Raw genomic sequence first — 25,874 nt, forward strand, 5'->3', positions numbered from 1 at the left:
GCTGCGGCCGCCTGCCAGCCCCACCTATGGTTGGTTTGATTTCGTTTGGCGAGGATGGTGACAGATTCATGCGTATTTTACATACCGCGGATTGGCATTTTGGACGGACGCTGGAAGGGCGGAGCCGTCTGGAGGAGCAGGCGGCGTTCGTCGACGAACTGGTGGCGCTGACCGAGGAGGAGCGGGTCGATCTCGTCCTGATTGCCGGGGATGTCTACGATTCCGTCAATCCTCCGGCTGCCGCGGAGCAGTTATTTTATGAGGCGGCGGCCCGCTTGTCGGACGGGGGCAGACGCCCGATCGTCATTATTTCCGGCAATCATGATCATCCGGAACGGTTATCGGCTTCCGCCCCGCTCGTCGGGGAGCGGGGCGTCTGTCTTATCGGACAGCCGACGCTGGAGGCGGTCGTTGTGCCGTGCGCCCGGACGGGGGAAGAGGCGGTTATCGCGGCCCTGCCTTACCCGTCGGAAGCGCGGCTGGGCGAGCTGCTGTCGGATGAGGCCGAGGAGCAGGCGGTGCGCCGGGCCTACAGCGCCCGCGTCTCGCAATTGCTGGCGCGGCAGGCGCGGCGGTTCCGGCCGACGGCGGTCAATCTCGCCATGAGCCATCTGTATGTGCTGGGCGGAGCGGAGTCCGATTCGGAGCGCCCGATTCAGGTCGGCGGCGCCTACACGGTCGATCCATCGGCCTTCGCCTGCCAGGGCGCGCCGGCCGCGCCCCAATATACGGCGCTGGGGCATTTGCACCGGCCCCAGTACGTCAAGGGGCCGGGCGTGATTCGCTACAGCGGCTCGCCGCTCGCCTACAGCTTCTCCGAGGCCGGACAGGCGAAGTCGGTGACGCTGCTCGATCTGGCGCCCGGCGCGGCAGCGATCCCCGAGGAGCGCTATCTGTCGTCGGGCCGTCCGCTCGCGGAATGGAATGCCCGCGGAGGCTATGAGGAAGTGATGCGCTGGATCGAGGAAGGGCGGGACAGCCGCGCCTGGCTGGACGTGAGCCTGACGCTGACCGAGGCCTTGACGATGGATCAGATTCAGAAGCTGCGCCGCGCCCATGACGGCATCGTTCATATCCGGCCGGTCTATGCGGAAGCGGAACGGGAGGCGGAGGACGAGGTGCGGCTGAGCGAGCTGCCGGTGCAGGAGATGTTCCGCCGTTTCTATGAACGGCAGACCGGCGGCGCGCAGCCGGATGACGCGCTCGTCGCCTGCTTCCTTGAGCTGATTGAGGCCGAAGCCGAAGAGAAGGAGGAGAGCGCATGAAGCCGATCGAATTAAGGCTGGCCGGACTCCAGAGCTACCGCGAAGAGCAGCGGATCGACTTCGAGAAGCTGTGCGAGACCGGGTTGTTCGGCATCTTCGGCCCGACGGGAAGCGGCAAATCCTCCATCCTCGACGCGATGACATTGGCGCTGTACGGCAAGGTCGAGCGTGCGGCGGGCGGAACTCAGGGGATTTTGAACCAGATGGAAAATACGGTGTCGGTCTCCTTCACCTTCGCTCTGCACGGCGCGGCCGGCAAGCGTGTGTTCCGGGTCGAGCGGCGCTTCAAGCGCACCGGCGACGTGACGGTGGGCAGCACCTTGACCCGCTTCATCGAGCTCCGGCCGGAAGGCGATATCGTGCTGGCGGACAAGCTGGCGGATGTGAACCGCTGCGTGGAAGAGCAGATCGGGCTGAAGATGGATGATTTTACGCGGGCGGTCGTGCTGCCTCAGGGCAAATTCGCCGAGTTCCTCTCTTTGAAGGGAAGCGAGCGGCGTCAAATGCTGCAGCGGTTGTTCTCGCTGGAGAAATACGGCGATGAACTGGCTGCCCGGCTCGCCCGCCGCGTGAAGGAAACCGATGTCCGCTTGAAGACGTGCCTGGCCGAGCAGCAAGGGCTGGGCAACGCATCCGAAGAGGCGGTCCGCGAGGCGGAAGCGGCGTTGGCCGCGGCCGTGCGCCACGCGGAGGAGGCGAGAGCCGCCCGCCTGGAAGCGGAACGGGTTCACCGGGAGCTGACCGAGCTGCGGGAACGCCTTCAGGAGCGGGAGCGGCTGCTCGCGAGAAGGGGCGAGTTGGAGCAGGAGGCGCCGAAGCGCGCGGCGGAACGGATGGAGCTGCAGCGGGCGCGGGAAGCGGAGGCGCTGCTCCCGTATGTCCGCGAGCTGGAAGAACTCGAAGCGCGGCTGGAGAAGGCGGCCGCCGGGCACGAGGCGGCCCGGGCCGCCGCAGCCGCCGCTGCGGAGCGGGCGGCGCAGGCGATTCGGGCGGCCGACGATATGCTCCGGCGCAAGGAAGCGGAGGAGCCGGAGCTGATGAGCCGCCATGCCCGCCTGCAGGAAGCGGTCCGCTTGTATCAGGACAGCGTGCGGCTGCGGGAAGAGGCGGAGCAGTGGAACGCGAAGCGGGCCGAAGCCGCCGGCCGGGCGGAACGGGCGGAAGCGGAAGCGGCGCGGGCCCGCGAGATGCTGTGGAAGGCGGCGGATCGGCAGGCGGAGCTGCGCGAAGCGATGCAGGCGCGCGAGAAGCCGGCCGAGGAGCGCGAGCGGTTCCAGCAGGCGGTGAGCGAGCGGCAGCTGCTGGTGGTGCAGCATGGCCGGTCCCGGGAGCTGCAGGAGAGCTGCGGCAAGCTGGCCGCTCGGACGGAGCAGGCCGGGCAGACATGGCTCGAGCTGCTGCAGACGTTAACGGGCCATGTGCTGGCCGGACAAACGGCGGCGCTGGAGGGCCGGCGTCTTGAGTCGGCGTGGCAGCGGCTCCATGCGCAGGCAGGCGATGCGCTGGAGGAAGCGGAACGCGAGCTGGCGGCCGCGAGGGAACGCCAGTGGCAGCAGGCCGCCGAGGAGATGGCGGCCAAGCTGGCCTCCCGTCTGGAGGACGGCCAGCCGTGTCCGGTCTGCGGCTCGACGAGCCATGCTCATCCGGCACGGATGCCGGCCGCTTCCGAAGCGGTCCGTGAAGGCTGGCCGGAATGGGAGGAAGCGAGAGACAAGCGGCGGGAGGCCGTGAGGCTGGCCGACCAGGGCAAGGAGCGCTGCGCCGGGGCAGTGCGCCAATGGAGCGAGCGGTTGGCGGAGCTGAACAGCAGGCTGCGGCCGATGCTCCAACACTGGGAAGAGGGCGCTGCCTCCCTGCCGTCAGCGGCGGCGCAGATGGCGGCCGCCTTGGAAGAAGGCGTTCCCGTTCCGGGCGCGCCGGACGGCTCGCTCCCAGGCGGCCAAGAAGCGGATGTCTCCTTGGAGGCGGCGATATCGAGCCTGCAGGAGCGGACCGCCGCCTGGGAGCGCGGCATAGAGCAGAGCGTGCAGCGGATGGCCGACAGCCAATGGGAGCTGCAGCAGGCATGGTCGGCATTTGAGTCGGCCGAGGCGGCCCGGCGGGAAGGCGAGGCCGAATGGAAGCGGGCCGAAGCCGAATATGCACGTTCAGCGGAGCGATGGGCGGCCCGATATGAGCCGGCCGGCTGGAGCTTGAGCGAGATGGATGCGATCGCCGAGCGGTGGCGGGAGGATGAAGCCTTCGTGAACGATTGCCGGGCCCGGCTGGACAAAGGGGCCGTCTATGTCGAGGAGATGCAGCAGCGGCTTCGTCAGCTCGAAGCGGACATCCAGCAGGCGGAGATGCAGCGCGTCCAGGCGGAATCCGAGCTCAATGGCGTCAACCGGCTGCTGTCCGAGTACCGGCAGCGGCTGGAGCCGTGGGCAGGCGGCCCGCCGATCGAACGGCAGGCGGCCGAGACGGAAGCGCAGCTCAATGCGCTGCGGGAACAAGCCGCCCGTACCGCCAGGGAAGCGGAAGCGGCCCGCCAGGCCCAGGGGGAGGCGGAACGGAGCGCGGCGCTGGCGGAGCAGCAGCGCGCCGACCTGGGCGATCGGGCGAAGGCTGCACGGGAGCGCCTGGACGTGAAGCTGGCCGCTTCCCCGTTCGAGGCTGCCGGTGAAGTAATGGCCGCCCGCCGCGGCCCGGATCGCTGCCAGGAGCTGGAAGAGGGGCTGGCGGCCTATGACGAGGAGCTGCGCGATCTTCAAGCGCGTCTGTCCCGTTTGGCGGAGCAGCTCGGCGGCCGCACCGTGTCGGCAGCGGAGTGGCAGGAAGCGAAGGAGCGGTGGGAGCTGGCGGTCGAACGGGACGAAGCGGCGCTTGGAAGCCGTGCCCGGGCCGAACGCGACGCCGAGCATATTCGTAGCAAGCATGAGCGCTGGATGGAGCTTGAGGGCGAGCGAGTGCGCATGGAGGAGCAGCTGGGAAGACTTCAGCAGCTTCAGAGCATATTCCGCGGCAACGCCTTCGTCGAATTCATCGCGGAGGAGCAGTTGATGCAGGTCAGCCGGGCCGCGTCGGAACGGCTGAAAAATTTGACCAAGCAGCGCTATGCGCTCGAAGTGGATTCGGGGGGCGGCTTCGTCATCCGGGACGACGGCAACGGAGGAATCCGGCGGCCGGTATCCACGCTGTCCGGAGGCGAGACCTTCCTGACCTCCTTGGCGCTCGCGCTGGCCTTGTCGGCCCAGATTCAATTGCGGGGGATGTATCCGCTCGAATTTTTCTTCTTGGACGAAGGGTTCGGCACGCTCGATCCCGAACTGCTCGACACCGTCGTCACCGCGCTGGAAAAGCTTCATCACGATCGGCTCGCGGTCGGGGTTATCAGCCATGTGCCGGAGCTCCGGGCCCGCTTGGCGCGCAAGCTGACCGTGCTGCCGGCGGAGCTGACCGGTTCCGGTTCCCGCATCCGGATGGATGAAGCGGATTGAAACGGCGGGCAGACACGGAGTGTGAACTTCGTCACAGTAACAGTTGTGAGCCGCTGTTATAATACAGATAGCCGACATCTTATCCAATGGCACCTCGATGACCGTACTGCTTCTGCAAGCGGCGCGCTCTTTGCAGCCGCATTTCGCTTGCAGGGGCACTACGTTCATAGCGTCCGTGACGCTGCCCGCTTGCGAGCGGGGGACGAGGTGCTCTTTTTTTTTGTCTTTCAGAGGATGGGGTTTGCGTCATCCGCCTTTCTGGCCGGCCCCCCTTTTTTTGAAGCGAACGCCACAGAGCCGTTCCCTCCTCTGCACCCTTGGGCGAATACAGTATCGTATATCAACTTTTCGTGCAGAAAGTGGGAGAGCGTGATGGAGAAGAAGGTTACGGGCGTGAAGCCGATTGTCAAGCCGGCTCCCGTCGAGAAGAAAGGGTGTGCGGCGGGAGAGAAGCACCCGATGTATGAACTGTGCCTCAAGCATATGCACCGGTATGTGAAGGTTACAACCTATGACGGCTGCTGTTATCACGGCATTGTCGAGCATGTGGACGACGAATATCTTTACCTTGCGGTTCCGGCGGGGCAATGGATGCATTACGGGGGAGCTGCGGCTTCGATGGATCACGCCTTTGTGCCGTACGGCTTCTATGGAGGCTATCCCGGCTCTTACCCGGGCTATTATTATGGCGGCTTTTATCCGGGGTATTACCCGTTCGGCTACTACCGGCCGTTCAACCGCTTGATTTTGCCGCTGGCTGCGCTGACGGCCTTGGCGCTGCTGCCGTATTATTAATCGGGGGAAGGCTTGTCTGCTTCGGTCGACCTACCGATGCAGACGGGCCTTCTGTTACGTTCCGGATATGTGCAGCGTTGCGATCCAATCGACGATCGTGCCGGCCGTTTCCCGAATTTGCTCATCGTCCGATATGGTCGCGCCCTTGTCCTTCTTTTGCATGCCGTAATCTCCGAACTGCGCGTGATTGCCTCCCTCGATGACATGCTCCTCGAAGGAATCCGGCATATAGGATTTACTGTTCGTATACCGCTCCAGATTGAGCACCCCATCCTGGGAGCCATAGATGGACAGCACCGGGATGTTCAGTTGGCTGATGTCGCTGTTAGGGTATGAGGCCAGAAACACGATGCCCTGAACGTTGATCGTGCTGTTCTTCACATATTCAGCCGCCATCGTACCGCCGAGCGAATGTCCGCCGATAATATTGATCCCGCGGGGATTCAAGAGCGGAAGTGCGCGCTTGGCGCCCTGAATATCGAGCACCGCCAGATTGAGCGGCATTTCGATAATATACGTATTGACCCCTTTAGCCGCCAAGGAGCGAGCCAGCACCGCGTAGCTTTCCGGCTGGACCAAGCCTCCCGGATAGAAAATAAAGTTGGCCGCCGGCTCGGCGGTCGTCTCGAACCGCAGCACGCCGTCTTCCTTCGTCACGGTGACATCTTCGCCGGGAGCCATGGCCTGCTCCGCCTTCGTGCCCGCGGGATAGGGGCGCAAATAGATGGCGAGAGCTCCAAACAGCACAAGCAGGACGGCAGCGGCCCCGATAAGGATGCGCGTCCCTCTGCGGCGCTTCGGCCGGTTATGAGGTGAAGACACCGGGATAACCTCCTTTCAGTTGGACGAGCCCTCAGTTTTTGATATGATAACAGTATTCGAGAATAACCTGCTGATCCGCTATCATATGGTGAGAAAAATAGAAGGAGGCCGTTCAAATGGACTGTATTTTTTGCAAAATTATCGAAGGTTCGATCCCTTCCAAAAAGGTACTGGAAAATGAGCATGTTGTCGCCTTTCACGACATTACGCCCCAAGCGCCTGTACATATTCTTATTATCCCCAAAAAGCATATCGCAACTATGAACGATGTACAAGCAGAGGATGCTGTCCTTATGGGAGAAATTCACTTGGCTGCCCGGCAGATCGCCCGGGACCTGGGCATTGCCGATTCGGGCTACCGCTTGATCAACAACTGCGGGAAGGACAGCGGACAGGTTGTGTTCCATCTTCACTTTCACCTGCTTGGAGGAGAGCCGCTGGGCGCTCTGATTGGGCCGAAAGCGTAACGGACAGGAAGGGGATGGGAAGGACCGGATCCCCATTCCTGCTTTCCGATGCATGATTCTAGACAGATTGCGCCGTCAAGGTTGACACTCACTTTTACAATCACATATAATGTAGGTTGATAACCGTGTTGTTGTTCTTGGACGGTCTGGTCGGAGGGAGGGAAAACTGGTGTCTGAAACGAAAGTTCGCAAAAACGAGACAATCGATGCTGCACTTCGTCGCTTTAAGCGCTCCATTGCAAAAGATGGCGTATTGGCTGAAGTTAAAAAGCGTAAGCACTATGAAAAGCCAAGCGTTAAGCGCAAGAAGAAGTCCGAGGCTGCCCGCAAGAGAAAGTTCTAGGAGGAATTAGCACCAATGGATCTTAGCCAACGATTGAACGAAGATATGAAGCAAGCGATGAAAAGTCAAGACAAGTTCAAACTCTCCACCATCCGGATGGTACGTTCGGCGATCAAGAATGTTGAGATAGATGTTAAGAGAACTTTGAATGACGATGAAGTGCTTGAGATTCTAGGTCGTGAAATCAAACAGCGGAAAGATGCCCTCCAACAATTTGAAAGCGCAGGTCGAGACGATTTAGCTGATTCATTGAAAGACGAAATCGAGATTTTGACGCAGTATCTTCCTGCCCAACTTTCCGAAGAAGAGATTAAAGAGATTGTACAGAAGGCTATCCAAGAGACCGGTGCTTCTTCGAAAGCCGACATGGGGAAATTGATGGGTGCCCTGATGCCGAAGGTAAAAGGGCGCGCCGACGGAAAGCTGGTCAATACGATAGTTCAACAATATCTGCAGTAAGCGTCTTTGACAGCCTTATGCAACGAACAAAAACACTCCTTTTCACGAAAGGGAGTGTTTTTTTCTAGCGATTTCCTGGAACGGACGTGAGGATTGTAACGTATTACTGCATAGACTGTCTGAAAAGGGAAGGGGGTACACTAGAGAGATGAAACACCCGTTCAAGCACCGATTTGCAGCCATAGGCCTCCTGTGGCTGATGACCGCGGCCGTTCTCGCCGGCATGCTGGGAACCGCTGTCTCGCCGGTTCAGGCCGAGGGAGAGGCGGGCAAGGGCAGTGCGGTCGTGATTCCAATCAAGGGGACGGTTGACCCGGTCATGAAGTCTTTCCTGTTCCGCGCGCTGGAGGAGGCGGAGCAGCTTCAGCCGGAAGCGGTCATTTTCGATATGGATACTCCCGGCGGGTATGTAGATGTATCGATGGAGCTTAGCCAGCGGATAATCGAGAGTCCTGCGCGCACGGTCGTGCTCGTTCACGGCAAGGCGGCTTCCGCGGGGAGCTTCCTGGCGCTCAGCGCGAACGAGATCGCGATGACTCCGGGAAGCGCTATCGGCTCTGCGGCGCTGGTCGATTCGTCTCACAAGTATGTGGATGATCCGAAGGCCGTCGCGCTGTGGGTCAGCCAGATGGTATCCGCCGCGGAGAAGAACGGCCGGGATGCCGGCGTCGCTGCGGCGATGGCGGATCTGCAGGCCAAGGTGGAGCTTCCGCAGTTGAACCGCACGAAGCAGCCGGGAGAGGTTCTGTCCCTGAGCGTCCATGAGGCGAAGCAGGCAGGATATTTGGAATATGAAGCTTCCTCCGTGCAAGATTTGGTGTCCCAAATGAAGCTTGACGGCGCTCAAATCGTTCACATCGAGCCCTCGGCAGCGGAACGGGTCGCTTCTTATGTCGTCACTCCGGCGGTTGCAACGCTGCTGCTGTTCCTCGGCATCGCGGGCGTGGCGATTGAACTGATCGTGCCAGGCTTCGGCGTCCCGGGCGTACTGGGCGTCATCGGATTCGGTTTATACTTTTTTGGGCATTTTATTGCCGGACTAGCGGGGGTGGAGACCATCGTATTGCTCCTGATTGGGTTAGTGCTGCTGGCGCTGGAAATGTTTATCCCAAGCTTCGGAATTCTGGGCATCCTGGGTGCGGTCAGCTTGATTTCCGGGGTCGTCCGCGCGGCCTACGATACGGGGAACGCGCTCATGTCCCTGGGCACCGCCTTCGTCGCAGCCGTTATCGTCGTCGTCATCATTGCGCGAATCTTCAAGCATCGCGGCATCTGGAACCGGTTCATCCTCAAGGATGCGCTTACGACGGAGCAAGGCTTTGTATCGACGGCCGATTATACGGATCTGATCGGCAAGGTCGGGAAGGCGCTTACGCCGCTTCGTCCGGCGGGGACCATCCTGCTCGACGGCCATAAATATGACGTTGTCACGGACGGCGCTTTTATCGGGAAAGATGAGCAGGTCGTCGTCGTCATGACGGAGGGCTCGCGCATCGTCGTCAGCCCGCATGAAGGTTCTTGAGAGAGAGGAGGCTGCATTCATTTTAGTGTCTCCAGGATGATTCATTGACCCTGGAGTCCTTTCATTGTATCGTTGAAAAGAATCGACTGTCGGAACGGCAGTCCCGCATTTACATATTACAATTGGAGGTATGACTGCGTATGGATCCACTTGTTAGCACCCTGTTAATCGGGGCGATTATTGTTATCGCTCTGAGTGTGTTTTTCAGCTTTTTCCCGGTTATGCTCTGGATATCCGCCATTGCATCCGGAGTCCGCATCGGTATTATTACGCTGGTGGCGATGCGTCTGCGCCGGGTCACCCCGAGCCGGATCGTCAATCCGATGATCAAGGCGACGAAGGCGGGACTTGGCTTGTCCATCAACCAACTGGAGAGCCATTACCTTGCCGGAGGTAATGTTGACCGCGTCGTCAATGCCCTTATCGCGGCGCAGCGGGCCAATATCAGCCTCGAATTCGAACGTGCCGCCGCGATCGACTTGGCGGGCCGCGACGTTCTGCAGGCTGTGCAAATGAGCGTTAACCCGCGTGTCATCGAGACGCCGATCGTCGCTGCGGTGGCGAAGGACGGGATCGAGGTCAAGGTTCGCGCCCGCGTTACGGTTCGGGCCAATATCGACCGTCTCGTCGGAGGCGCCGGGGAAGAGACGATCATCGCCCGCGTCGGCGAAGGTATCGTTACGACGGTCGGTTCAAGCTCCACGCACAAGGATGTTTTGGAGAATCCGGATCTCATTTCCCGCACCGTGCTTGGCAAAGGTCTTGATGCCGGCACCGCATTCGAAATTCTGTCCATCGATATCGCCGATGTCGACGTAGGCAAGAACATCGGTGCGCATCTGCAAACCGAGCAAGCGGAAGCAGACAAGCGCATCGCTCAGGCGAAGGCGGAGGAGCGCCGCGCGATGGCGGTCGCGGAAGAGCAAGAGATGAAGGCCCGCGTCGTCGAGATGCGCGCCCGCGTCGTTCAGTCCGAATCCGAGGTTCCGCTCGCGATGGCGGATGCTCTTCGCACCGGCAAGCTCGGGGTTATGGATTACATGAACCTGAAAAACATCGAGGCCGACACTCATATGCGCGGCACGCTCGGCAAAATGGGCGAAAACGGCAGCGACAACAAATCGGAAAGCTAGGCGATGAGCCATGGATATCTTTGAAAAGGTATTGCGTTTTCTGTTGAATAATCCATTTCTGGCCGTCATTCTGATCGGCTTTGTGTTCTCTATCTTGCGGAAGGGCAACAAGCCGGCCAATCGGATGCCGAGCTTCGGCGGCGATACGGCGGCGAATCGGCCGGGCTCCGAACCGGACGATCGCGATGACGAGCCAGATGACATGAACGAAAAGGAGCGCTCCTATCCGGTCTATATGGAGGAAGAGCGAGGCTACCAGGCCGGGCTCCCGCAAGGATATGCTTCGCAGGAGGCGGACAGCATCACGCTGGAAGAGAGAGTTGCCGCGATGAAGCCTTCGGTTCGTCCGCCCGGCGCTCCGCGGCATGCGGATTCCAGCAAGAAGGAATCCGCCGCTGCCGCTCACGCCGCGATTCGCCCGGAGGAGGCGCTGAAGGGCGTGCTCTGGTCCGAGATTTTGGGACCGCCGCGGGCAAAGCGGCCCTATGGCCGCCGCTCTTCCTGAACGGATGCTCTACGCGGTATGAAGCGGCTTCTCGCCTGGCCGGGAAGTTCAGCTTATTTTCTCGGTTACTATGTTTTGTTGAGTCGGCTCTGAGAGCCGCAAGCCTGACCCGCGCGGGATGATGTTACGGGCACCGTACGCTGCGCGGGTCTGGCTTTTTTGATGCGTAAACGGAGGGAAGGGCGCTGAAGGATTCCTCTCTCTGCCGTTCTAATAGAAAATTCCTGCTCAAATGCAGCATTTTTCTCTAGGTACAGCGATTTTGGTGCAAATTGCTGCCAATCTGCAGCTTTTTGCCCTGATTTGGGGGGGAATCAAGCGATAACGAGCGATATTCCTGCAGATTTGCAGGAATATTTTTTTCGGTGACTCGGTGTCCAGGAAATGCTGTAAAATTGCAGTTTTCCGCACTCATCCGCACGAACGAGTTCCTTTCTCAAGCGGATAGCTCGATAGATTTTTTCCCTGACCGATAGCCAAGTCTCCATTCAGCCCCCTTGTCGTCCCTCATTCCGCTAACCTGCCCGAGGCGAGGCGCCTGCAACCTCTTTTCGCGGCGATGTCAAGTCCCGAGGAAGGCCATTCGCCTGCTTACAGGCCGCGGGCAGACAAGCAATGCCAAGCCGTTATGATGGCGCCTCGTGTTCTCAATAAAGCAAGTGCGGGTCGGAGCAAGGGTACCTAAAGTGGCGATGCGCCCAGGCTGCAGTAACGCTCTCCCTAAGGCAGCGATCCGCCCAAGCGTCAGGAGCGCGTTCTAACGGGAGGAATCCAAGGGAGCAGTGCGGCCTCGGATGCAACGCGCTCCCCTGGAGGCGATGCCTCTTTGCACGCCTCGACATCTCCCAATGTCAAGAAACGCCCCTTGTCCAACCACCCAGCAACGGGCCCCTCGCCGTCCCGCGGTCTCGCCTCGGTGTTTCGCCGTTCACCTTTTCCATCCGCTCCCTCATATTTCATAATCCGGCTTTGTTCCGCATAGGTTGTAAAGTACAGGAAGGGGGCCTTTGCCAAAATGAGCCGCATTGCCCGCAAATTGCGCCAGTGGTCCGTAAATTGGTTCGATCTGCCGCAGGATATGATCACGGATATGCCCCGTCTGGTCATGACCGGCAATCGCAAGCTGGTCGTAGAGAACCATCAGGGCATTCTTCACTTCTCCGATCAGCATATGCGACTCGCCTTGGCAGCGGGCCAACTGGAAGTGTACGGAACCGACTTGACGATTCGCGCCATCTATACCGAGGAAATCTGTATCGAGGGCGTTATCAACGATATCAAGTATCACGGAACGGGGGGAACGTCGTGAAAGCTCCTTCATTTGCCCGCCTGCGCGGCTATGTCCGTGTCAGTCTGCGCGGCGGCAAAATCGAAACCTTTATCAATGCCGCCGCGGTGCAACAAATCAGAATTTGGGATGTCCGGCGTCTCCCGGACGGCCAGGCGGAATGTTATTTGCTGATCAGCGATTTTTGGCGTCTTCGTCCGCTGTTAAAGAAGACAGGCTGCCGCATCCATGTGGAGCGGCGGTTCGGGCTTCCGTTCTCTATCGTACGCATCCGCCGGCGGAAGTTTTTTGTCATGGGCGGAATTCTTTTTTTGCTCGGATTGTACATGCTGTCTTCTCTCGTCTGGAGCATCGAAGTCACGGGCAATGTCCGCATTCCGACGGAGGAAGTGCTGAAGCAGGCGAGGCAGCAGGGGATTTACCCGTTCCAATGGACCTTTCGGCTGCGCGATCCGGACGCCGTCTCCAAGGCGATGAATACGCAGCTCAAGGGCGTCTCGTGGATTGGCATTGAACGGAACGGGACAAGAATCCGGATTCATGTGGTGGAATCCACCCTGCCTGAAAATAAGGGGCTCGTCAACCCGCGTCATCTTGTGGCCAAGACAGACGGGATTATTACGCATATTATCGCGGAGCGGGGCCGTCCGGCCGTGAGACAGCATTCTCGGGTGAAGAAGGGCGATATTCTCATCTCGGGACGAATCGGAACCGAGGAGCTGCCGAGCACGGTCGCGGCCAAGGGAGAGGTGCGGGCGCTCGTCTGGCATGAATATGATGTGGCGGCCCCCCTTGTCACGAAGCGCAAAGTATATACCGGGGAGGAAAAGGAGCTTCGCTATGTAACGGCGGGAGACAGACGGCTGCAGATCGCCGGCTATGGCGGCATTCCGTTCGACACCTACGAGACGATCGTGGAAGCGAAGCGGCTGCAATGGAGGCAATGGGTGCTGCCGTTCGGCTGGCAGACGGAGGTGCTGAAGGAAGCCCATATCATCTCGGAGGAGCGAAGCGAGCAGGAGGCGGCTGCCGCGGGGCTGCAGGAGGCCCGGGCCGACGTGTTGGCCAAGAACGGTCCCGATGCGCGAATTCATGAGGAAAAAATTTTGCATCAGAAGGCGGACAATGGTAAAGTGGTCATGAAGGTGCTTTTTGAAGTGGAGCAGTCGATTGCGGAAGAATTGCCGATTGTGCCGGAGGCACAGCCGGATCCGGGTGCGCAGGATGAACAAGCGGCGCCTCCACAAGCGAGAGGATAATGAACGTTTAAGGAGACTGAGAGTTTTTGACGCAACCAACAATTGTCAAGCTTACACTGCAGAACGTTGCCGAGGGATTGGCTCTCTTCGGCCCGCAGGACAAGTACCTGCGCATGATTCAGAGCGGCACGGACGCGAACGTGATGTCGCGGGATGCGGAGATTTCCATTTCGGGAGAGGCGATGGAGGTTGAGAAGCTGCAGCAGCTGTTCGAAGTTCTGCTAGAGCTGGTGCGGAACAACATTGCGCTGTCCGAGCGCGACATTCAGTACGCCCTCGATTTGGCGCAGGATTGGAAAGTCCACGAACTGCTCGATCTGTTCAGAGGCGAGATTGCCCACACCTACCGGGGCAAGCCGATACGGGTGAAGACGATCGGGCAGCGGCATTATGTATCCACCATTAAGAAGAAGGATATCGTGTTCGGCATCGGTCCGGCCGGGACGGGCAAGACGTATCTGGCCGTCGTCCTGGCGGTGATGGCGCTGAAGGAAGGAGCGGTCAAGCGGATCGTATTGACCCGCCCGGCCGTAGAGGCCGGCGAGAATCTGGGCTTCCTTCCGGGGGATCTGCAGGAGAAGGTAGATCCGTATTTGCGGCCGTTGTATGATGCGCTGTATGACGTCATGGGCCTGGATCAAGTCGGGAAAGCATTGGAACGGGGACTGATCGAGGTCGCGCCGCTTGCTTACATGCGCGGCCGGACGCTTGATGACGCGTTCATTATTTTGGACGAAGCCCAGAATACGACGCCCGAGCAGATGAAGATGTTCCTGACACGGCTCGGATTCGGCTCGAAGATGGTCATCACCGGAGACATCACCCAGATCGATCTGCCGCGCGGCAAGCGCTCGGGCCTGGTGGAGGCTTCTCATATTTTGCATGAGATTGAAGAAATCGGCTTTGTGCACTTTGCCGAGCAGGATGTCGTTCGTCATTCCTTAGTGCAGAAAATTATTACAGCTTATCAGAAGGATAGCGAAAACCAAGGATAGAGAGGGTTGTTCTCTATGCTAAAGACAAATCGTTCCGGCGACGGAAGCAAGCCGGCCCGGCAAGTGAATATGTCCGGTTGGAAGTACAGCGTCGGCGTGCGCTTTCTTTTGTTTTTTCTCATCACGCTGCTGTTCTATATCAGTTTGGCCCCGAGCGTGCTGCCGGAGAAATTCGATATCGAGGTCAACGCGCGGAGCGAGAAGGACATTATCGCGCCGATTCAGATACCGGACAAGAAGGCGACGCTCAAAGCCCAGGATCAGGCGGCCGAACGGGTGCAGCCGATTTACGATATCATTTCTTTGCGCAACGAGCGCCTGTCAGACAGCATATTCGATCGGATTGAGCAACTGAACTCGGACGAGACGATCTCTTATTCCCAGAAGGTGGACGTATTCCGGCGGGAAATTCCGGAGATGGTGAAGGATCATATGCGCCAGTTCCTGACGACGGGACGGAATACCAACACCTATTCCAGCGTGATGCTGGAGGAAATAAGCAAGCGTCTCGAGGAGCAGACTTACCGTATTCCCGAGGAAACGTACATCAAGATCGCGAGACTGACCAAGGAAGATATTACGGAAATGAAATCGGTGGCGCGGGAGCTCGTATCGAAGCTGATGAGCGATGCGGTGCCCGAAGCGGCAATCGCCCGGGCGAAAGTGCCCGAATACGTCAACGCCAGCTCTCTGAACAAGCGCTCGGCGCGCGAAGTCGTGCAGGAACTGGTCCGGCTCGTCATTACGCCGAACAAGTTCTATGACGATGAAGCGACGAAGGAAGCGAAGGTTCAGGCGCGCGAGAATACGCCGCCGGTATTTATTAAGCAGGGCGATATTTTCGTCAAAAAGGGCCAACTGATTACGCAAGAAATGTATGATTTGCTGCGTGAGAACGATCTGCTGAAGACCGAGGTCAATTATTGGCCGCAGTTCGGTCTGCTGCTTCTGTCGGCGCTGTTCTCGCTCGTCTTGTTCATGTTCATGCGCCAGGCGAGCCATACGCATTTCAAATTCAACAATGTGCAGCTGCTGATGCTGCTGCTTATTTTCACGATCAATATCATCGCCGTCCATATTATCGCGTACTCGCAGACAGAAGACGCGGTATTTATCGGCTACGCGGCGCCGGTCGCCATGGGCGTCATGCTGATTACGCTCTTGATCGATCTGCCGCTTGCCTATATTAGCGCGGTCGTGCTGAGCGTTGTCGCCAGCATCATTTTGAATACGCATCAGGGCGCCTTGTTTGATTTCCATTTCGGATTTTTCGCCCTCGTCACCTCCTATGCGGCGATATTCGCGATCCACCGGGCGAGCCAGCGATCGACAATATTGAAGGCGGGTATTATGGTCTGCATCTTCGGCAGCTTGACGGTGCTGACGCTGTCCATGCTGAACGGGGATGCGCTCAATCAGCGCGAGACGATGCTCGCCGCGGCGTTCGCCTTTGCGAGCGGGCTGTTGAATGCGGTGCTGGTGATGGGATTGATGCCGTTCTTCGAAGTGACCTTCGGCATTTTGTCCGCGCTGAAGCTGGTCGAGCTGTCGAACCCGAACCATCCGCTCCTGCGGAAGCTCCTGACCGAGACGCCGGGCACGTATCATCATAGCGTCATGGTCGGCAATCTGGCCGAGCAGGCGGCCGAAGCGATCGGCGCCAACGGGCTGCTTTGCCGCGTGGGCGCGTTCTATCACGACATCGGCAAGACGAAGCGTCCAAGCTATTTCATCGAGAATCAGACGAATATGGATAATCCGCATGATTTCATCGATCCGAAGCTGAGCACTTCGATTATTGTCGCGCATGCCCGCGACGGCGCCGAAATGCTCAAAGACTACAAGCTGCCGAAGCCGATACGGGATATCGCCGAGCAGCATCATGGCACGACATTTTTGAAGTATTTCTATTACAAGGCGCTGAAGCTGGCCAAGGAGCAGGGCAAGGAGCCCGATTTCACGGAAGATGACTTCCGTTATCCGGGGCCGAAGGCGCAATCGAAGGAAGCGGCCGTCGTCGGCATTGCCGATTGCGTGGAAGCGGCGGTCCGCTCGCTCCGCCACCCGACCGTGGAGCAGATTGAATCGATGATCCAAAAAATCATTAAAGACCGTCTGGATGACAATCAATTCAATGAATGCGATCTGACCCTGCGCGAGCTGGACATTATCGGCCAGTCGCTGAAGCAGACCGTCATGGGGATATTCCATTCCCGCATCGAATATCCGGACGATCCGAAGGCGAAGGAGGGCGGCGCCAAGCCGGAATCCTCTGCGGATGCCTCCTCCGGCGAGAAGAAGGAGTGGCAAGCGGACGAGGCGGTGGTCGAGGCGCAGTCCGACCAGGCGGCAAGGCCGGGAGCCGAGCCGAAGCCGAAGACGAAGCCAAAAGCGTCGAGCAGCGAACCGGATTCGCAACCGGACGATAAATCGTAGAGCGTGATGAAGGAGATTACGGAACATGCACACAGTGAAGCTGGAATGGAACAATGATCAGGAGAAGCTTCCGATTGAACCGCCGCTCATTGAGCTGCTGGAGCGGATATTGCAAGAAGCGGCCCGGGCAGAAGGCGTGGATGGCGGAGAAGTTGCCCTCACCTTCGTCGATGACGCGGCCATCCACGAGCTGAACCGCGAGTATCGCGGCATCGATCGTCCGACGGACGTGCTGTCCTTCGCGATGCGCGAATCGACCGATGAAGAGATGGACATCTTATACGAAGTGGAAGAGGATGCCGAGCTGGAAGGCCTGAACGATGATTTGCTCGGGGACATTATCATTTCCACCGAACGCGCGCAGGCCCAGGCCGAGGAATACGGGCATTCGCTTGAACGGGAAATCGGATTTTTGTTCGTCCACGGCTTCCTTCATCTGCTCGGCTACGATCATCAGGACGAGAAGAGCGAGCGCGAGATGATGGACAAGCAGGAGGCGGTTCTTGGCCGGGTTGGGCTGATCCGCTAATGAGACGGCCGTGGGCGGATACATTCCGGGCAGCATGCGAAGGAATTCTTTATGCCTTCCGCACCCAGCGGAATATGCGCGTTCACGCGGCGGCCGCCGTAGCGGCCTGTCTGTTGGGGGCGGGCTTCGGGATATCGGCCGGCGAATGGCTGTGGCTTGCGCTCGCGATCACGCTGGTGGTGTCGGCCGAATTGATGAATACCGCGGTGGAATCGGCGGTTGATCTTACGATGCCCGATCCGCATCCTCTTGCTAAAATTGCGAAGGATACCGCCGCAGGAGCCGTGTTCGTGACGGCGGTATTTGCCGTTATTGTCGGAGTGGTCTTATTCGCGGGGCGTCTGCTGCATCTGCTGCGGAGTTTCTTGTAAAGGGTAGTTCCCCCACATGGCCTGTGATTGCGAATCATGCGGGAAGCAACCCGGCATTGGAGGACCCCCGGCCAAGCCAAATCGAATCGCAGCGGAACCGATGGGACGCATCGCAAGCGGTGATTGCCGGAATTGCATTATTTTGCAGCGGCGGTCACCGCTTGCGTACATATATGATAAAATAAACGGGAGGCAACTTGCGTTGAACACATTTCAAGACGAACCGAGATCGAACCGAACCTCATTTAAATCCGGCTTTGCAGCCATCGTCGGGCGGCCGAATGTCGGCAAATCGACGCTAATGAATCATGTGATCGGGCAGAAAATCGCCATTATGTCCGACAAGCCGCAGACCACGCGGAATAAAATCCACGGTGTCTATACGACAGAGGACACGCAGATCGTATTTCTGGATACGCCGGGCATTCATAAGCGCAAATCGAAGCTGGGCGACTATATGAACCAAGTGGCCTATAACACCTTGAACGAGGTAGAGGTCATTTTGTTTCTTGTCGATGTTTCAGCGGGCCTGGGCAGCGGGGATAAATTTGTTATAGAGCAGTTGGCCAAGGTGAAGACGCCGGTCATTCTCGTGATGAACAAAATCGATCAGGTGCATCCCGATGAGCTGCCTCCAATGATTAAGGCCTATAATGACCTGTTCGAATTCGCGGAGATCGTGCCGATCTCTGCGCTTCACGGCAATAATGTCAACCGGCTGCTGGAAGTGCTCGGCTCGTACATGCCGGAAGGGCCGAAGTACTATCCGGACGATCAGATTACCGATCATCCGGAGCAGTTCGTCGTGGCGGAGCTGATACGGGAGAAAATCCTGCATTTGACCCGGGAAGAGATCCCGCACTCGATTGCGGTCGCCATCGAGGATATGAGAGTGCAGGACAACGGCGTCGTCTATATTTCCGCCGTTATTTATGTTGAGCGCGATTCACAGAAGGGCATCGTCATCGGCAAGCAAGGAGCGCTCCTGAAGGAGATTGGCAAGCTGGCCCGCCAGGATATTGAGCATTTGCTCGGCTCGAAGACGTTCATGGAGCTATGGGTCAAAGTGAAGAAGGACTGGCGCAATCAAGAGCGGATTCTTCGCGATCTCGGCTTCCGCCACGATGCGTGAGAACGGCGTCAGGCGAATTCTTTCGCGCATAAGTCCGTGCCGATCGTGACCAAATATTGCATGGGATAATCTTGATACCGCAGCGCAACCTAAGGATGGAACGCATAGTCATTTCCAACGAAAGGGGATATACGGATGCATGATTTCTCGTGGAACGTATTTGCCATGACGGGAGATGTTGATGCTTATTTGTTGTATAAGCAGTCCAGACAGCTGTCGGAAACGGAAGAATCTTCGCTAGACGTACCGCCGTTGGAGAATTCAGCGGAATCATAGATTCATAGAGGTGGTTCAAAAAGTCGGCTCTCGAGTTGAAGCGACCTTCTCGGTGCTGAAAACCGGCCTTTTTGAACACTATTAACATTCAAGCAACGTAATGCGCATGGGAGGACGAGCGTGCTATATCGGGTGGAAGGAATCGTCATCCGCAGTATGGATTATGGGGAAGGCAACAAGATCATCACGCTATGCACCAAGTCGCATGGCAAAGTCGGCGTCCTGGTGCGGGGAGCCAAGAAGGTGCGCAGCCGTCATGCGGCTGCCACTCAGCTCTTTACATACGGGGAATACGTCTTTTTCCGGGGAATGGGGCATATCGGCACCTTGAACTCATGCGAGATTCTGGAGGGGCACCATACGCTGCGCGAGCAGCTTCACCTGGCCGCTTACGCCTCTTACGCAGCCGAATTGGTCGACCGGGCCTTGCAGGACGAGGAGGCCGGGGGCGCCATGTTCGATCAACTGCATGCGTATTTGGAGGCGTTGGAGGCCGGCAAGGATGCGCAGGTAACCACGCATCTGCTGGAGATGAAGCTATGGCAGCGCACCGGCGTCGCGCCGCAGCTCTACGCCTGCGTCAGCTGCGGCAGGGAGGACGAGCTGAGCGGAGTCGGCTGGCGTCTCGGCGGCGCGCTCTGCCGTGCCTGCCTGATGCGGGAGCATGAGCAGTATAAGGCCGGTCCGGTGATGCTGACGCTGCTCCGCCAGTTCGAGAAGACGGATCTCCGCCGCCTGGGGAATGTGACTCTGAAGCCGGAAACGAAGCTCCGGCTGCGCGCATTCATGCGCGGCTATATGGACACGCATGTCGGCGTCCGGTTGAAGTCGCAGCAGTTCCTCGATCAGATGGAGAAGTATGATTTGGCCAATCTTGACGAGTAGAATGCCATTCGTTATAATAAATCCAAGCTGTAGATAGATTGGCTTGCGTTGAAGAAGGAAGTAGTTCGTCCAAGCTTCGAGACATAGCGATCCGGGGATGGTGGGAGCCCGGACGAACGGGCGAATGAACAGGCACTTTGGAGCAAGGAACGGAGAAAGTGGAATGATTGCGGCTTGTGCGCACGCACTTATGCGCAATGGCTGAGGCAATCGTTCAAGTAGGGTGGAACCGCGGGAAGATAACTCTCGTCCCTACGTCTGGCACCAGACGTAGGGCGGGAGTTTTTTTGCGCGCTCGTCGGGCCTGCCGCGAATGTAAAGGCAAAGGAGAGAAAGCCATGAATTTTCAGCAAATGATTTTGACGCTTCAACAATTCTGGTCTGAGCAGAACTGCATCCTCGTGCAGCCATATGACGTCGAAAAAGGCGCCGGAACGATGAATCCGATGACGTTTTTGCGCTCCATCGGCCCCGAGCCGTGGAATGTCGCCTACGTGGAGCCATCCCGCCGCCCGGCGGACGGCCGTTATGGGGAGAATCCGAACCGGCTGTATCAGCATCATCAATTCCAGGTGATTCTGAAGCCTTCGCCGGACAATATTCAGGAGCTCTATCTCGACAGCTTGCGCCGCCTCGGCATCGATCCGCTCCAGCATGACATCCGGTTCGTCGAGGATAACTGGGAAGCTCCGACGCTGGGCGCGTGGGGACTCGGCTGGGAAGTATGGCTCGACGGAATGGAGATTACGCAGTTCACTTATTTCCAGCAGGTCGGGGGCATCGACGCGCACCCGGTATCGGTCGAGATTACGTACGGGCTGGAGCGCCTGGCTTCTTATATTCAAGAAAAAGAGAATGTGTTCGATCTGGAATGGGTCGATGGAGTCACCTACGGCGACGTCTTCCAGCAGCCGGAATACGAGCATTCGAAATATACGTTTGAAGTGAGCGACACGGCGATGCTGTTCTCGCTATTCACGATGTATGAGCAGGAAGCGAACCGGGCCATGGAGCAGCATCTCGTGTTCCCGGCCTACGATTATGTGCTCAAATGCTCGCACACGTTCAATTTGCTGGATGCGCGCGGAGCCATCAGCGTGACCGAACGCACCGGATATATTGTCCGGGTGCGCAATCTGGCCCGCCAGGTCGCGGCCACGTATTTGGAGGAACGGGAGAAGCTCGGCTTCCCGCTGTTGAAGAAGGGAGAGGAACGCCATGCCTAAAGATATACTGTTGGAGCTTGGACTGGAAGAAGTGCCGGCACGCTTCATGCGCCCCGCGATGGAGCAGCTGCAGAGCCGGATGGAACGCTGGCTGACGGAATCGCGGATCGGATTCGCCGGCATTCAAGTGTACGGGACCCCTCGCCGATTGGCTGTCATCGTTCGCGAGGCGGCCGACAAGCAGACGGATATTCACGAGGAAGTGAAAGGCCCGGCCCGCAAGATCGCGCTTGACGAGAACGGCGCGTGGACCAAGGCCGCGCTTGGCTTCGCCCGCAGTCAGGGCATTGACCCGGAGCAGCTCTTTTTTCGGGAACTGAACGGCGTGGAATACGTGTACGCCAACAAGAGCAGCATCGGAACGGAGACGTCCGCCGTGTTGGGAGAAGGCCTCGCTTCGCTTGTTCAGGCGATGACCTTTCCGAAAAACATGCGTTGGGGAGACAAGGAAATGCGCTATGTTCGCCCGATCCGCTGGATTGTGGCGCTGCATGGAACCGATATTATTCCGCTGGAAATCGCCGGCGTGAAGGCAGGGAACGTATCCCGCGGCCACCGCTTCCTCGGCGGAGAGGTGATGATTGATGAGCCGGCTCACTATGTGGAGCGCTTGCGCGGGCAATATGTGATCGCGGACGCCGATGAGCGGGTGGCGGAGATTACGCGCCAGATTGACGCGTTGGCCGCGGAGAACGGCTGGCACATCGCCGTCAAGGACGATCTGCTGGAAGAGGTGCTGTTCCTGGTCGAGTATCCGACCGTGCTGTACGGCACATTCGATGAAGCGTTCCTGCACATTCCGCAGGACGTGCTGATTACGTCGATGCGCGAGCATCAGCGCTACTTCCCGGTATTGAATGCGGAGGGGCAGCTCCTTCCATACTTCGTGACCGTCCGGAACGGCGATGCGGCCGGACTGGATCAAGTCGTCAAGGGCAACGAGAAGGTGCTTCGCGCCCGCTTGTCGGACGCCAAGTTCTTCTACGAGGAAGATCAGAAGCTGCGCATTATCGATTGCGTGCATAAGCTCGATTCGATCGTGTTCCACGAGGAGCTTGGCACGATCGGCGACAAAATCCGCCGGCTGCATGCGATTGCCGATGCGCTCGCCCTGGCGGTGGAGACCGATCGGGAGACGGCGCTGTGGGTGAGCCGGGCGGCGGATATTTGCAAGTTCGACCTCGTCACGCAAATGGTCTATGAATTTCCGGAGCTGCAGGGCATGATGGGTGAGGATTATGCCCGCAAGGCCGGGGAACCGGAAGCGGTCGCCCGCGCCATCAATGAGCATTACAAGCCGCGGTATTCCGGGGATCCGGCGCCGGACACGCTGGTAGGCTGCATTATCAGCCTCGCGGATAAGCTGGATACGCTCGTCGGCTGCTTCGCCATCGGCATCATTCCGACAGGCTCGCAGGATCCGTACGGCCTGCGCCGCCAAGCGACCGGGATTGTCCAAGTGCTGCTGGAGCGCGGCCTGCCGCTGACGCTTCATATGATGCTCGATATCGCCCTGGATGTGCATGAGAAGGCGCAGTTGCTGAAGCGGAGCAGCGAGGAGGTTCGGCGGGATCTCGTTGAATTTTTCGGCTTGCGCGTGAAAAATGTGCTGGCGGACTCCGTCCGGTACGATGTGGCCGACGCGATCATGGCCTCGGGCTATGACGATGTGAAGCAAACGGTGGCGCGCGCGGAGGCGCTGATGCAGGCGGTCGCCGCCGAGGAGTTCAAGCTGACGGCCGAATCGTTCAACCGCGTATGCAATCTGGCGGCCAAGGCGGAATCGGAAGCGATCGATGCCAATCGGTTCGAGCATGATGCGGAGCGAGAGCTGTTCGAGCGGTGGACCGAAGTGCACGAGGCCTATGAAGCGGCGTTCGCGGACGCGGCCGAAGCGCTGGCCGTGCTGGGACGGCTTCAGGATCCGGTCAACCGCTTTTTCGACCAGGTGATGGTCATGGCGGAGGATGAGGCGGTCCGGGCGAACCGGCTGGCCCTGCTCGCCAACATCGCGGCCGATATCCGTCGGTATGCCGATTTCTCGAAGCTGGTCTGGGCATCCTGAACAAGCAACGCGGCCGGCGCAGCGGGATGCGCCGGCATGGCTGGAACATGAAGAAGATCTTCTTCGACATGTTCCTTCCTTTTTGTCCGGGCTTCGACAAAAAACGCCGAATTCCCTTCGGAAATTCACGTTTGCGAAGCAGGATTTTTACGGCTTACAGCGTATATAATAGTAACGGTGAAAATTATAACTTTCCGTTGACGCCGTCTTTATGAAATGGGTGAGTCGCATGTCTGACAAGCTTCGTATTTTGGTGGATGCCGATGCCTGCCCGGTCAAAAACGAGATTATCGCCGCTGCGCTGGAGCAGGAGGCCGCCGTTTTGTTTGTCGCTTCCTATGCGGCGTTTGCCCCGGATTGGCAGTTGGCGAACTACGACATTCATACCGTATTTGTCGATCAGGCGTTCCAGGCGGCGGATATCTATATCGCGAATGCAGCGCGGTCAGGAGACATAGTCGTGACAAGCGACTATGGGTTGGCCGCGCTCTGTCTGCCGCGCGGAGCTTCCGTATTGATGCCGCGGGGCGGCGAGTTGACCGCGGATAATGTGGATGAATATTTGTCGAGGCGGCATTTTTCGGCCAAGGTCCGCAGGGCGGGACTTCGCACGAAGGGGCCCCGGGCGATGAGCGAACAGGACCGGATCAGCTTCCAACATAAGTTGACAAAACTTTTGCAGCGGGAGCAGGAGAAATTGAGCCCGTAGCGAAATAGTAATACGTGTTTAGATGAAGGTGGTTGGACGAACAGTGAGCAATTACGGACTGATTCCCGACGAAGTGCTGGATGAAGTGCTGCAGCGCAATGACATTGTGGATGTCGTCGGCCAATATGTCCATTTGTCGAAGCACGGTAAGTATTTGAAGGGATTGTGTCCGTTCCATTCGGAGAAGACGCCCTCCTTCACCGTTACGCCGGAGAAGCAGATTTTCCACTGCTACGGCTGCGGCAAGAGCGGCAATGTCATTCACTTTATGATGGGCATTGAAGGATATTCTTTTCCGGAGGCGGTTCGGCGGCTCGCCGAAGCGGCGAACATAGCGGTAACTTGGGGGACGGGATACGCGAAGGCCGAACGGGATCCTTACCATGAGGCGAAGGAGCGGTTGATCGAGGCTCATGAGCTTGCGGCGAAGCTGTACCATTATATTTTAATGAATACGACGCATGGTCAGGCTGCCCTCCAATATTTGCGTAACCGGGGAATCCATGACAAGCTGATCGAGCAATTTCAGATAGGGTATGCCCCTCCGCAGTGGGATACGCTGGTACAACTGCTCGCCAAGCGCGAATTCGACCTGGAAGCCATGGAAAAGGGCGGTCTTGTCTCGAAGCGGCAGAACGGCAGCGGTTATGTCGATCGCTTCCGGGACCGGGTTATGTTCCCGATCTGGAACCGGAATGGCCAATCGATCGCTTTTGCCGGCCGAATATTGGGAGAAGGACAACCCAAGTATTTGAACTCGCCCGAGACGATGCTGTTCAACAAATCCAAAGTGCTCTACAACTTGCATCATGCGCGGCCTTATATTAAGCGAACCGGCCATATCATTCTGTTCGAAGGATATGCGGATGTCATCCAAGCCTGGGACGCCGAAGTGCATCATGCGGTGGCGACCATGGGGACGGCGCTGACGCCCGATCATATTACCCTGATGAAGCGGATGGCGGACAGCGTGACATTGTGCTACGACGGCGATGATGCCGGACAAGCCGCGGCGATGAAGGCGATCCCGATGCTGGAGGAGGCAGGGCTTCACGTTGCGGTAGCCATGATTCCCGACCGGATGGATCCCGACGACTTCATTAAGGCGCATGGCGCCGAACGGTTCCGTCATGCCGTAACGGCAGCGGCGGTCACTCCTACGAAATTCAAGCTTATTTCTTTGCGGAGGAATCATATACTGCTAGAGGATGACGGGAAGCGGCGCTTCAAGGATGAAGCGATGCGCGTCATAGCGGCGGTTGAATCGCCGGTGGAACGCGAGCTTCATTTGAAGGAGCTGGCGCAGCAGCTTGATTTGCAGGGCGAGTCGTCGTTCGACGCGCTCAAGCAGGAGTGCGCCACGATAAGACAGCGGCAAAAAATGAACGGGCACGGGGATAATCACGACAATTGGTGGAATAATGGTAGAAATGATAAGCGTACCATTGCCCAGCCTGCGCTGCGCCCGGCCTATGTCTATGCGGAGCGGAGCCTGCTGGCTCTCATGTTCCAGGATATCGAGGTTGCCGATTACGTGGAGCGGCATCTTGGTGATCGGTTTAACGTAGATGATCATGCGGCACTTGCCGCTTATCTATATGCTTATTACGCGCAAGGCAAGGAGCCGGATTTCAGCCGGTTCCTGGCAACATTGCATGACGAACGCTTGGAGAAAGTCGCTGCCTCCATATCGCTCTCCGAAGTATCTCTTCGTTATGATACCGAGCTGCTGGATGATTATATTATGCAGATTCTTAAAGTGCCCAGACAGCGCGAGATCGAGCGCAAAAGAGAAGAAATGGTGCAAGCGGAACGTTCCGGCGAAGTATTGCGCGCGGCGCAAATCGCACAAGAAATTATAGCCCTAGAGCAAGAACTGAAGCGGTAGCAGGCGGAGGATTCTAGGGAGGAGGGAG

The 25,874-nt window shown here is 58.3% G+C and carries 23 protein-coding genes; 22 read left to right on the top strand and 1 reads right to left on the bottom strand.

What is annotated here, in order from left to right:
• Positions 1-68: 68 nt before the first annotated feature.
• From ABD76_RS09135 to ABD76_RS09145, 3 genes are all read left to right on the top strand, one after another.
• The gene (locus ABD76_RS09135) at positions 69-1,265 is read left to right on the top strand and encodes an exonuclease SbcCD subunit D (RefSeq protein ID WP_197256198.1); all 1,197 of its coding nucleotides are present in this window, start codon (positions 69-71) and stop codon (positions 1,263-1,265) included.
• On the top strand, positions 1,262-4,741 hold the full coding sequence (locus ABD76_RS09140; RefSeq protein WP_197256200.1) for an AAA family ATPase: 3,480 nt from the start codon (positions 1,262-1,264) through the stop codon (positions 4,739-4,741). Before ABD76_RS09135 ends, ABD76_RS09140 begins: the two co-directional genes overlap by 4 nt.
• 372 nt (positions 4,742-5,113) lie before the next feature.
• Positions 5,114-5,536, top strand: coding sequence for a hypothetical protein (locus ABD76_RS09145; RefSeq protein WP_420901933.1), 423 nt, complete (start codon positions 5,114-5,116; stop codon positions 5,534-5,536).
• 54 nt (positions 5,537-5,590) lie between these two features.
• Here ABD76_RS09145 and ABD76_RS09150 read toward each other — a convergent pair whose 3' ends face one another.
• A complete protein-coding gene (locus ABD76_RS09150) occupies positions 5,591-6,358 on the bottom strand; it encodes an alpha/beta hydrolase (protein WP_197256202.1) in 768 nt (255 codons plus the stop codon).
• A 116-nt stretch (positions 6,359-6,474) separates the two neighbouring features.
• Between ABD76_RS09150 and ABD76_RS09155 the strand changes: the two genes are divergently transcribed.
• The 19 genes from ABD76_RS09155 (at position 6,475) to dnaG (ending at position 25,846) form a co-directional block, all read left to right on the top strand.
• Entirely contained in the window at positions 6,475-6,825 is a 351-nt protein-coding gene (locus ABD76_RS09155; RefSeq protein ID WP_197256204.1) for a histidine triad nucleotide-binding protein, read from the top strand.
• A 169-nt stretch (positions 6,826-6,994) separates the two neighbouring features.
• Positions 6,995-7,168: a 30S ribosomal protein S21 gene (gene rpsU, locus ABD76_RS09160; RefSeq protein WP_005547957.1), complete on the top strand. Its 174-nt coding sequence runs from the start codon at positions 6,995-6,997 to the stop codon at positions 7,166-7,168.
• Between the two features lie 15 nt (positions 7,169-7,183).
• A complete protein-coding gene (locus tag ABD76_RS09165; protein ID WP_006676232.1) occupies positions 7,184-7,627 on the top strand; it encodes a GatB/YqeY domain-containing protein in 444 nt (147 codons plus the stop codon).
• 148 nt (positions 7,628-7,775) lie between these two features.
• Positions 7,776-9,149, top strand: a complete 1,374-nt coding sequence (locus ABD76_RS09170) for an NfeD family protein (protein ID WP_197256206.1) — start codon at positions 7,776-7,778, stop codon at positions 9,147-9,149.
• A gap of 140 nt (positions 9,150-9,289) precedes the next feature.
• Positions 9,290-10,282: a flotillin-like protein FloA gene (floA, locus tag ABD76_RS09175; RefSeq protein WP_197256208.1), complete on the top strand. Its 993-nt coding sequence runs from the start codon at positions 9,290-9,292 to the stop codon at positions 10,280-10,282.
• A 10-nt stretch (positions 10,283-10,292) separates the two neighbouring features.
• Positions 10,293-10,787 carry a hypothetical protein gene (locus tag ABD76_RS09180; protein ID WP_197256210.1) on the top strand — a complete coding sequence of 165 codons (495 nt, stop codon included), beginning with the start codon at positions 10,293-10,295 and terminating at the stop codon, positions 10,785-10,787.
• A 1,015-nt stretch (positions 10,788-11,802) separates the two neighbouring features.
• A complete protein-coding gene (gene yqfC / locus ABD76_RS09185; protein ID WP_006675584.1) occupies positions 11,803-12,096 on the top strand; it encodes a sporulation protein YqfC in 294 nt (97 codons plus the stop codon).
• Positions 12,093-13,334 (top strand): sporulation protein YqfD, encoded by a 1,242-nt coding sequence (gene yqfD / locus ABD76_RS09190; protein WP_197256212.1) that lies wholly within the window; start codon positions 12,093-12,095, stop codon positions 13,332-13,334. The genes yqfC and yqfD overlap by 4 nt, the downstream gene beginning before the upstream one ends.
• 26 nt (positions 13,335-13,360) lie before the next feature.
• Positions 13,361-14,329: a PhoH family protein gene (locus ABD76_RS09195; RefSeq protein WP_197256214.1), complete on the top strand. Its 969-nt coding sequence runs from the start codon at positions 13,361-13,363 to the stop codon at positions 14,327-14,329.
• A gap of 15 nt (positions 14,330-14,344) precedes the next feature.
• Entirely contained in the window at positions 14,345-16,765 is a 2,421-nt protein-coding gene (locus ABD76_RS09200; RefSeq protein ID WP_197256216.1) for an HD family phosphohydrolase, read from the top strand.
• Between the two features lie 25 nt (positions 16,766-16,790).
• Positions 16,791-17,294, top strand: a complete 504-nt coding sequence (gene ybeY / locus ABD76_RS09205; RefSeq protein WP_197256218.1) for an rRNA maturation RNase YbeY — start codon at positions 16,791-16,793, stop codon at positions 17,292-17,294.
• Positions 17,294-17,665, top strand: coding sequence for a diacylglycerol kinase family protein (locus ABD76_RS09210; protein ID WP_197256220.1), 372 nt, complete (start codon positions 17,294-17,296; stop codon positions 17,663-17,665). The genes ybeY and ABD76_RS09210 overlap by 1 nt, the downstream gene beginning before the upstream one ends.
• Positions 17,666-17,867: 202 nt before the next feature.
• Positions 17,868-18,797: a GTPase Era gene (era, locus tag ABD76_RS09215; protein WP_197256222.1), complete on the top strand. Its 930-nt coding sequence runs from the start codon at positions 17,868-17,870 to the stop codon at positions 18,795-18,797.
• A gap of 135 nt (positions 18,798-18,932) precedes the next feature.
• Positions 18,933-19,073, top strand: coding sequence for a YqzL family protein (locus tag ABD76_RS09220; protein ID WP_093471043.1), 141 nt, complete (start codon positions 18,933-18,935; stop codon positions 19,071-19,073).
• A gap of 120 nt (positions 19,074-19,193) precedes the next feature.
• Positions 19,194-19,958 (top strand): DNA repair protein RecO, encoded by a 765-nt coding sequence (gene recO, locus ABD76_RS09225; RefSeq protein WP_197256224.1) that lies wholly within the window; start codon positions 19,194-19,196, stop codon positions 19,956-19,958.
• 338 nt (positions 19,959-20,296) lie between these two features.
• Positions 20,297-21,184 (top strand): glycine--tRNA ligase subunit alpha, encoded by an 888-nt coding sequence (glyQ, locus tag ABD76_RS09230; RefSeq protein ID WP_197256226.1) that lies wholly within the window; start codon positions 20,297-20,299, stop codon positions 21,182-21,184.
• Positions 21,177-23,249 carry a glycine--tRNA ligase subunit beta gene (gene glyS, locus ABD76_RS09235; RefSeq protein WP_197256228.1) on the top strand — a complete coding sequence of 691 codons (2,073 nt, stop codon included), beginning with the start codon at positions 21,177-21,179 and terminating at the stop codon, positions 23,247-23,249. The genes glyQ and glyS overlap by 8 nt, the downstream gene beginning before the upstream one ends.
• Before the next feature lie 229 nt (positions 23,250-23,478).
• A complete protein-coding gene (locus ABD76_RS09240; protein WP_242069476.1) occupies positions 23,479-23,958 on the top strand; it encodes a YaiI/YqxD family protein in 480 nt (159 codons plus the stop codon).
• A gap of 22 nt (positions 23,959-23,980) precedes the next feature.
• Positions 23,981-25,846, top strand: coding sequence for a DNA primase (dnaG, locus tag ABD76_RS09245; RefSeq protein ID WP_197256232.1), 1,866 nt, complete (start codon positions 23,981-23,983; stop codon positions 25,844-25,846).
• Positions 25,847-25,874 lie beyond the last annotated feature (28 nt).

The sequence above is a fragment of the Paenibacillus dendritiformis genome, from assembly GCF_015845845.1.
GTDB classification, from domain to species: Bacteria; Bacillota; Bacilli; order Paenibacillales; family Paenibacillaceae; genus Paenibacillus_B; species Paenibacillus_B dendritiformis_C.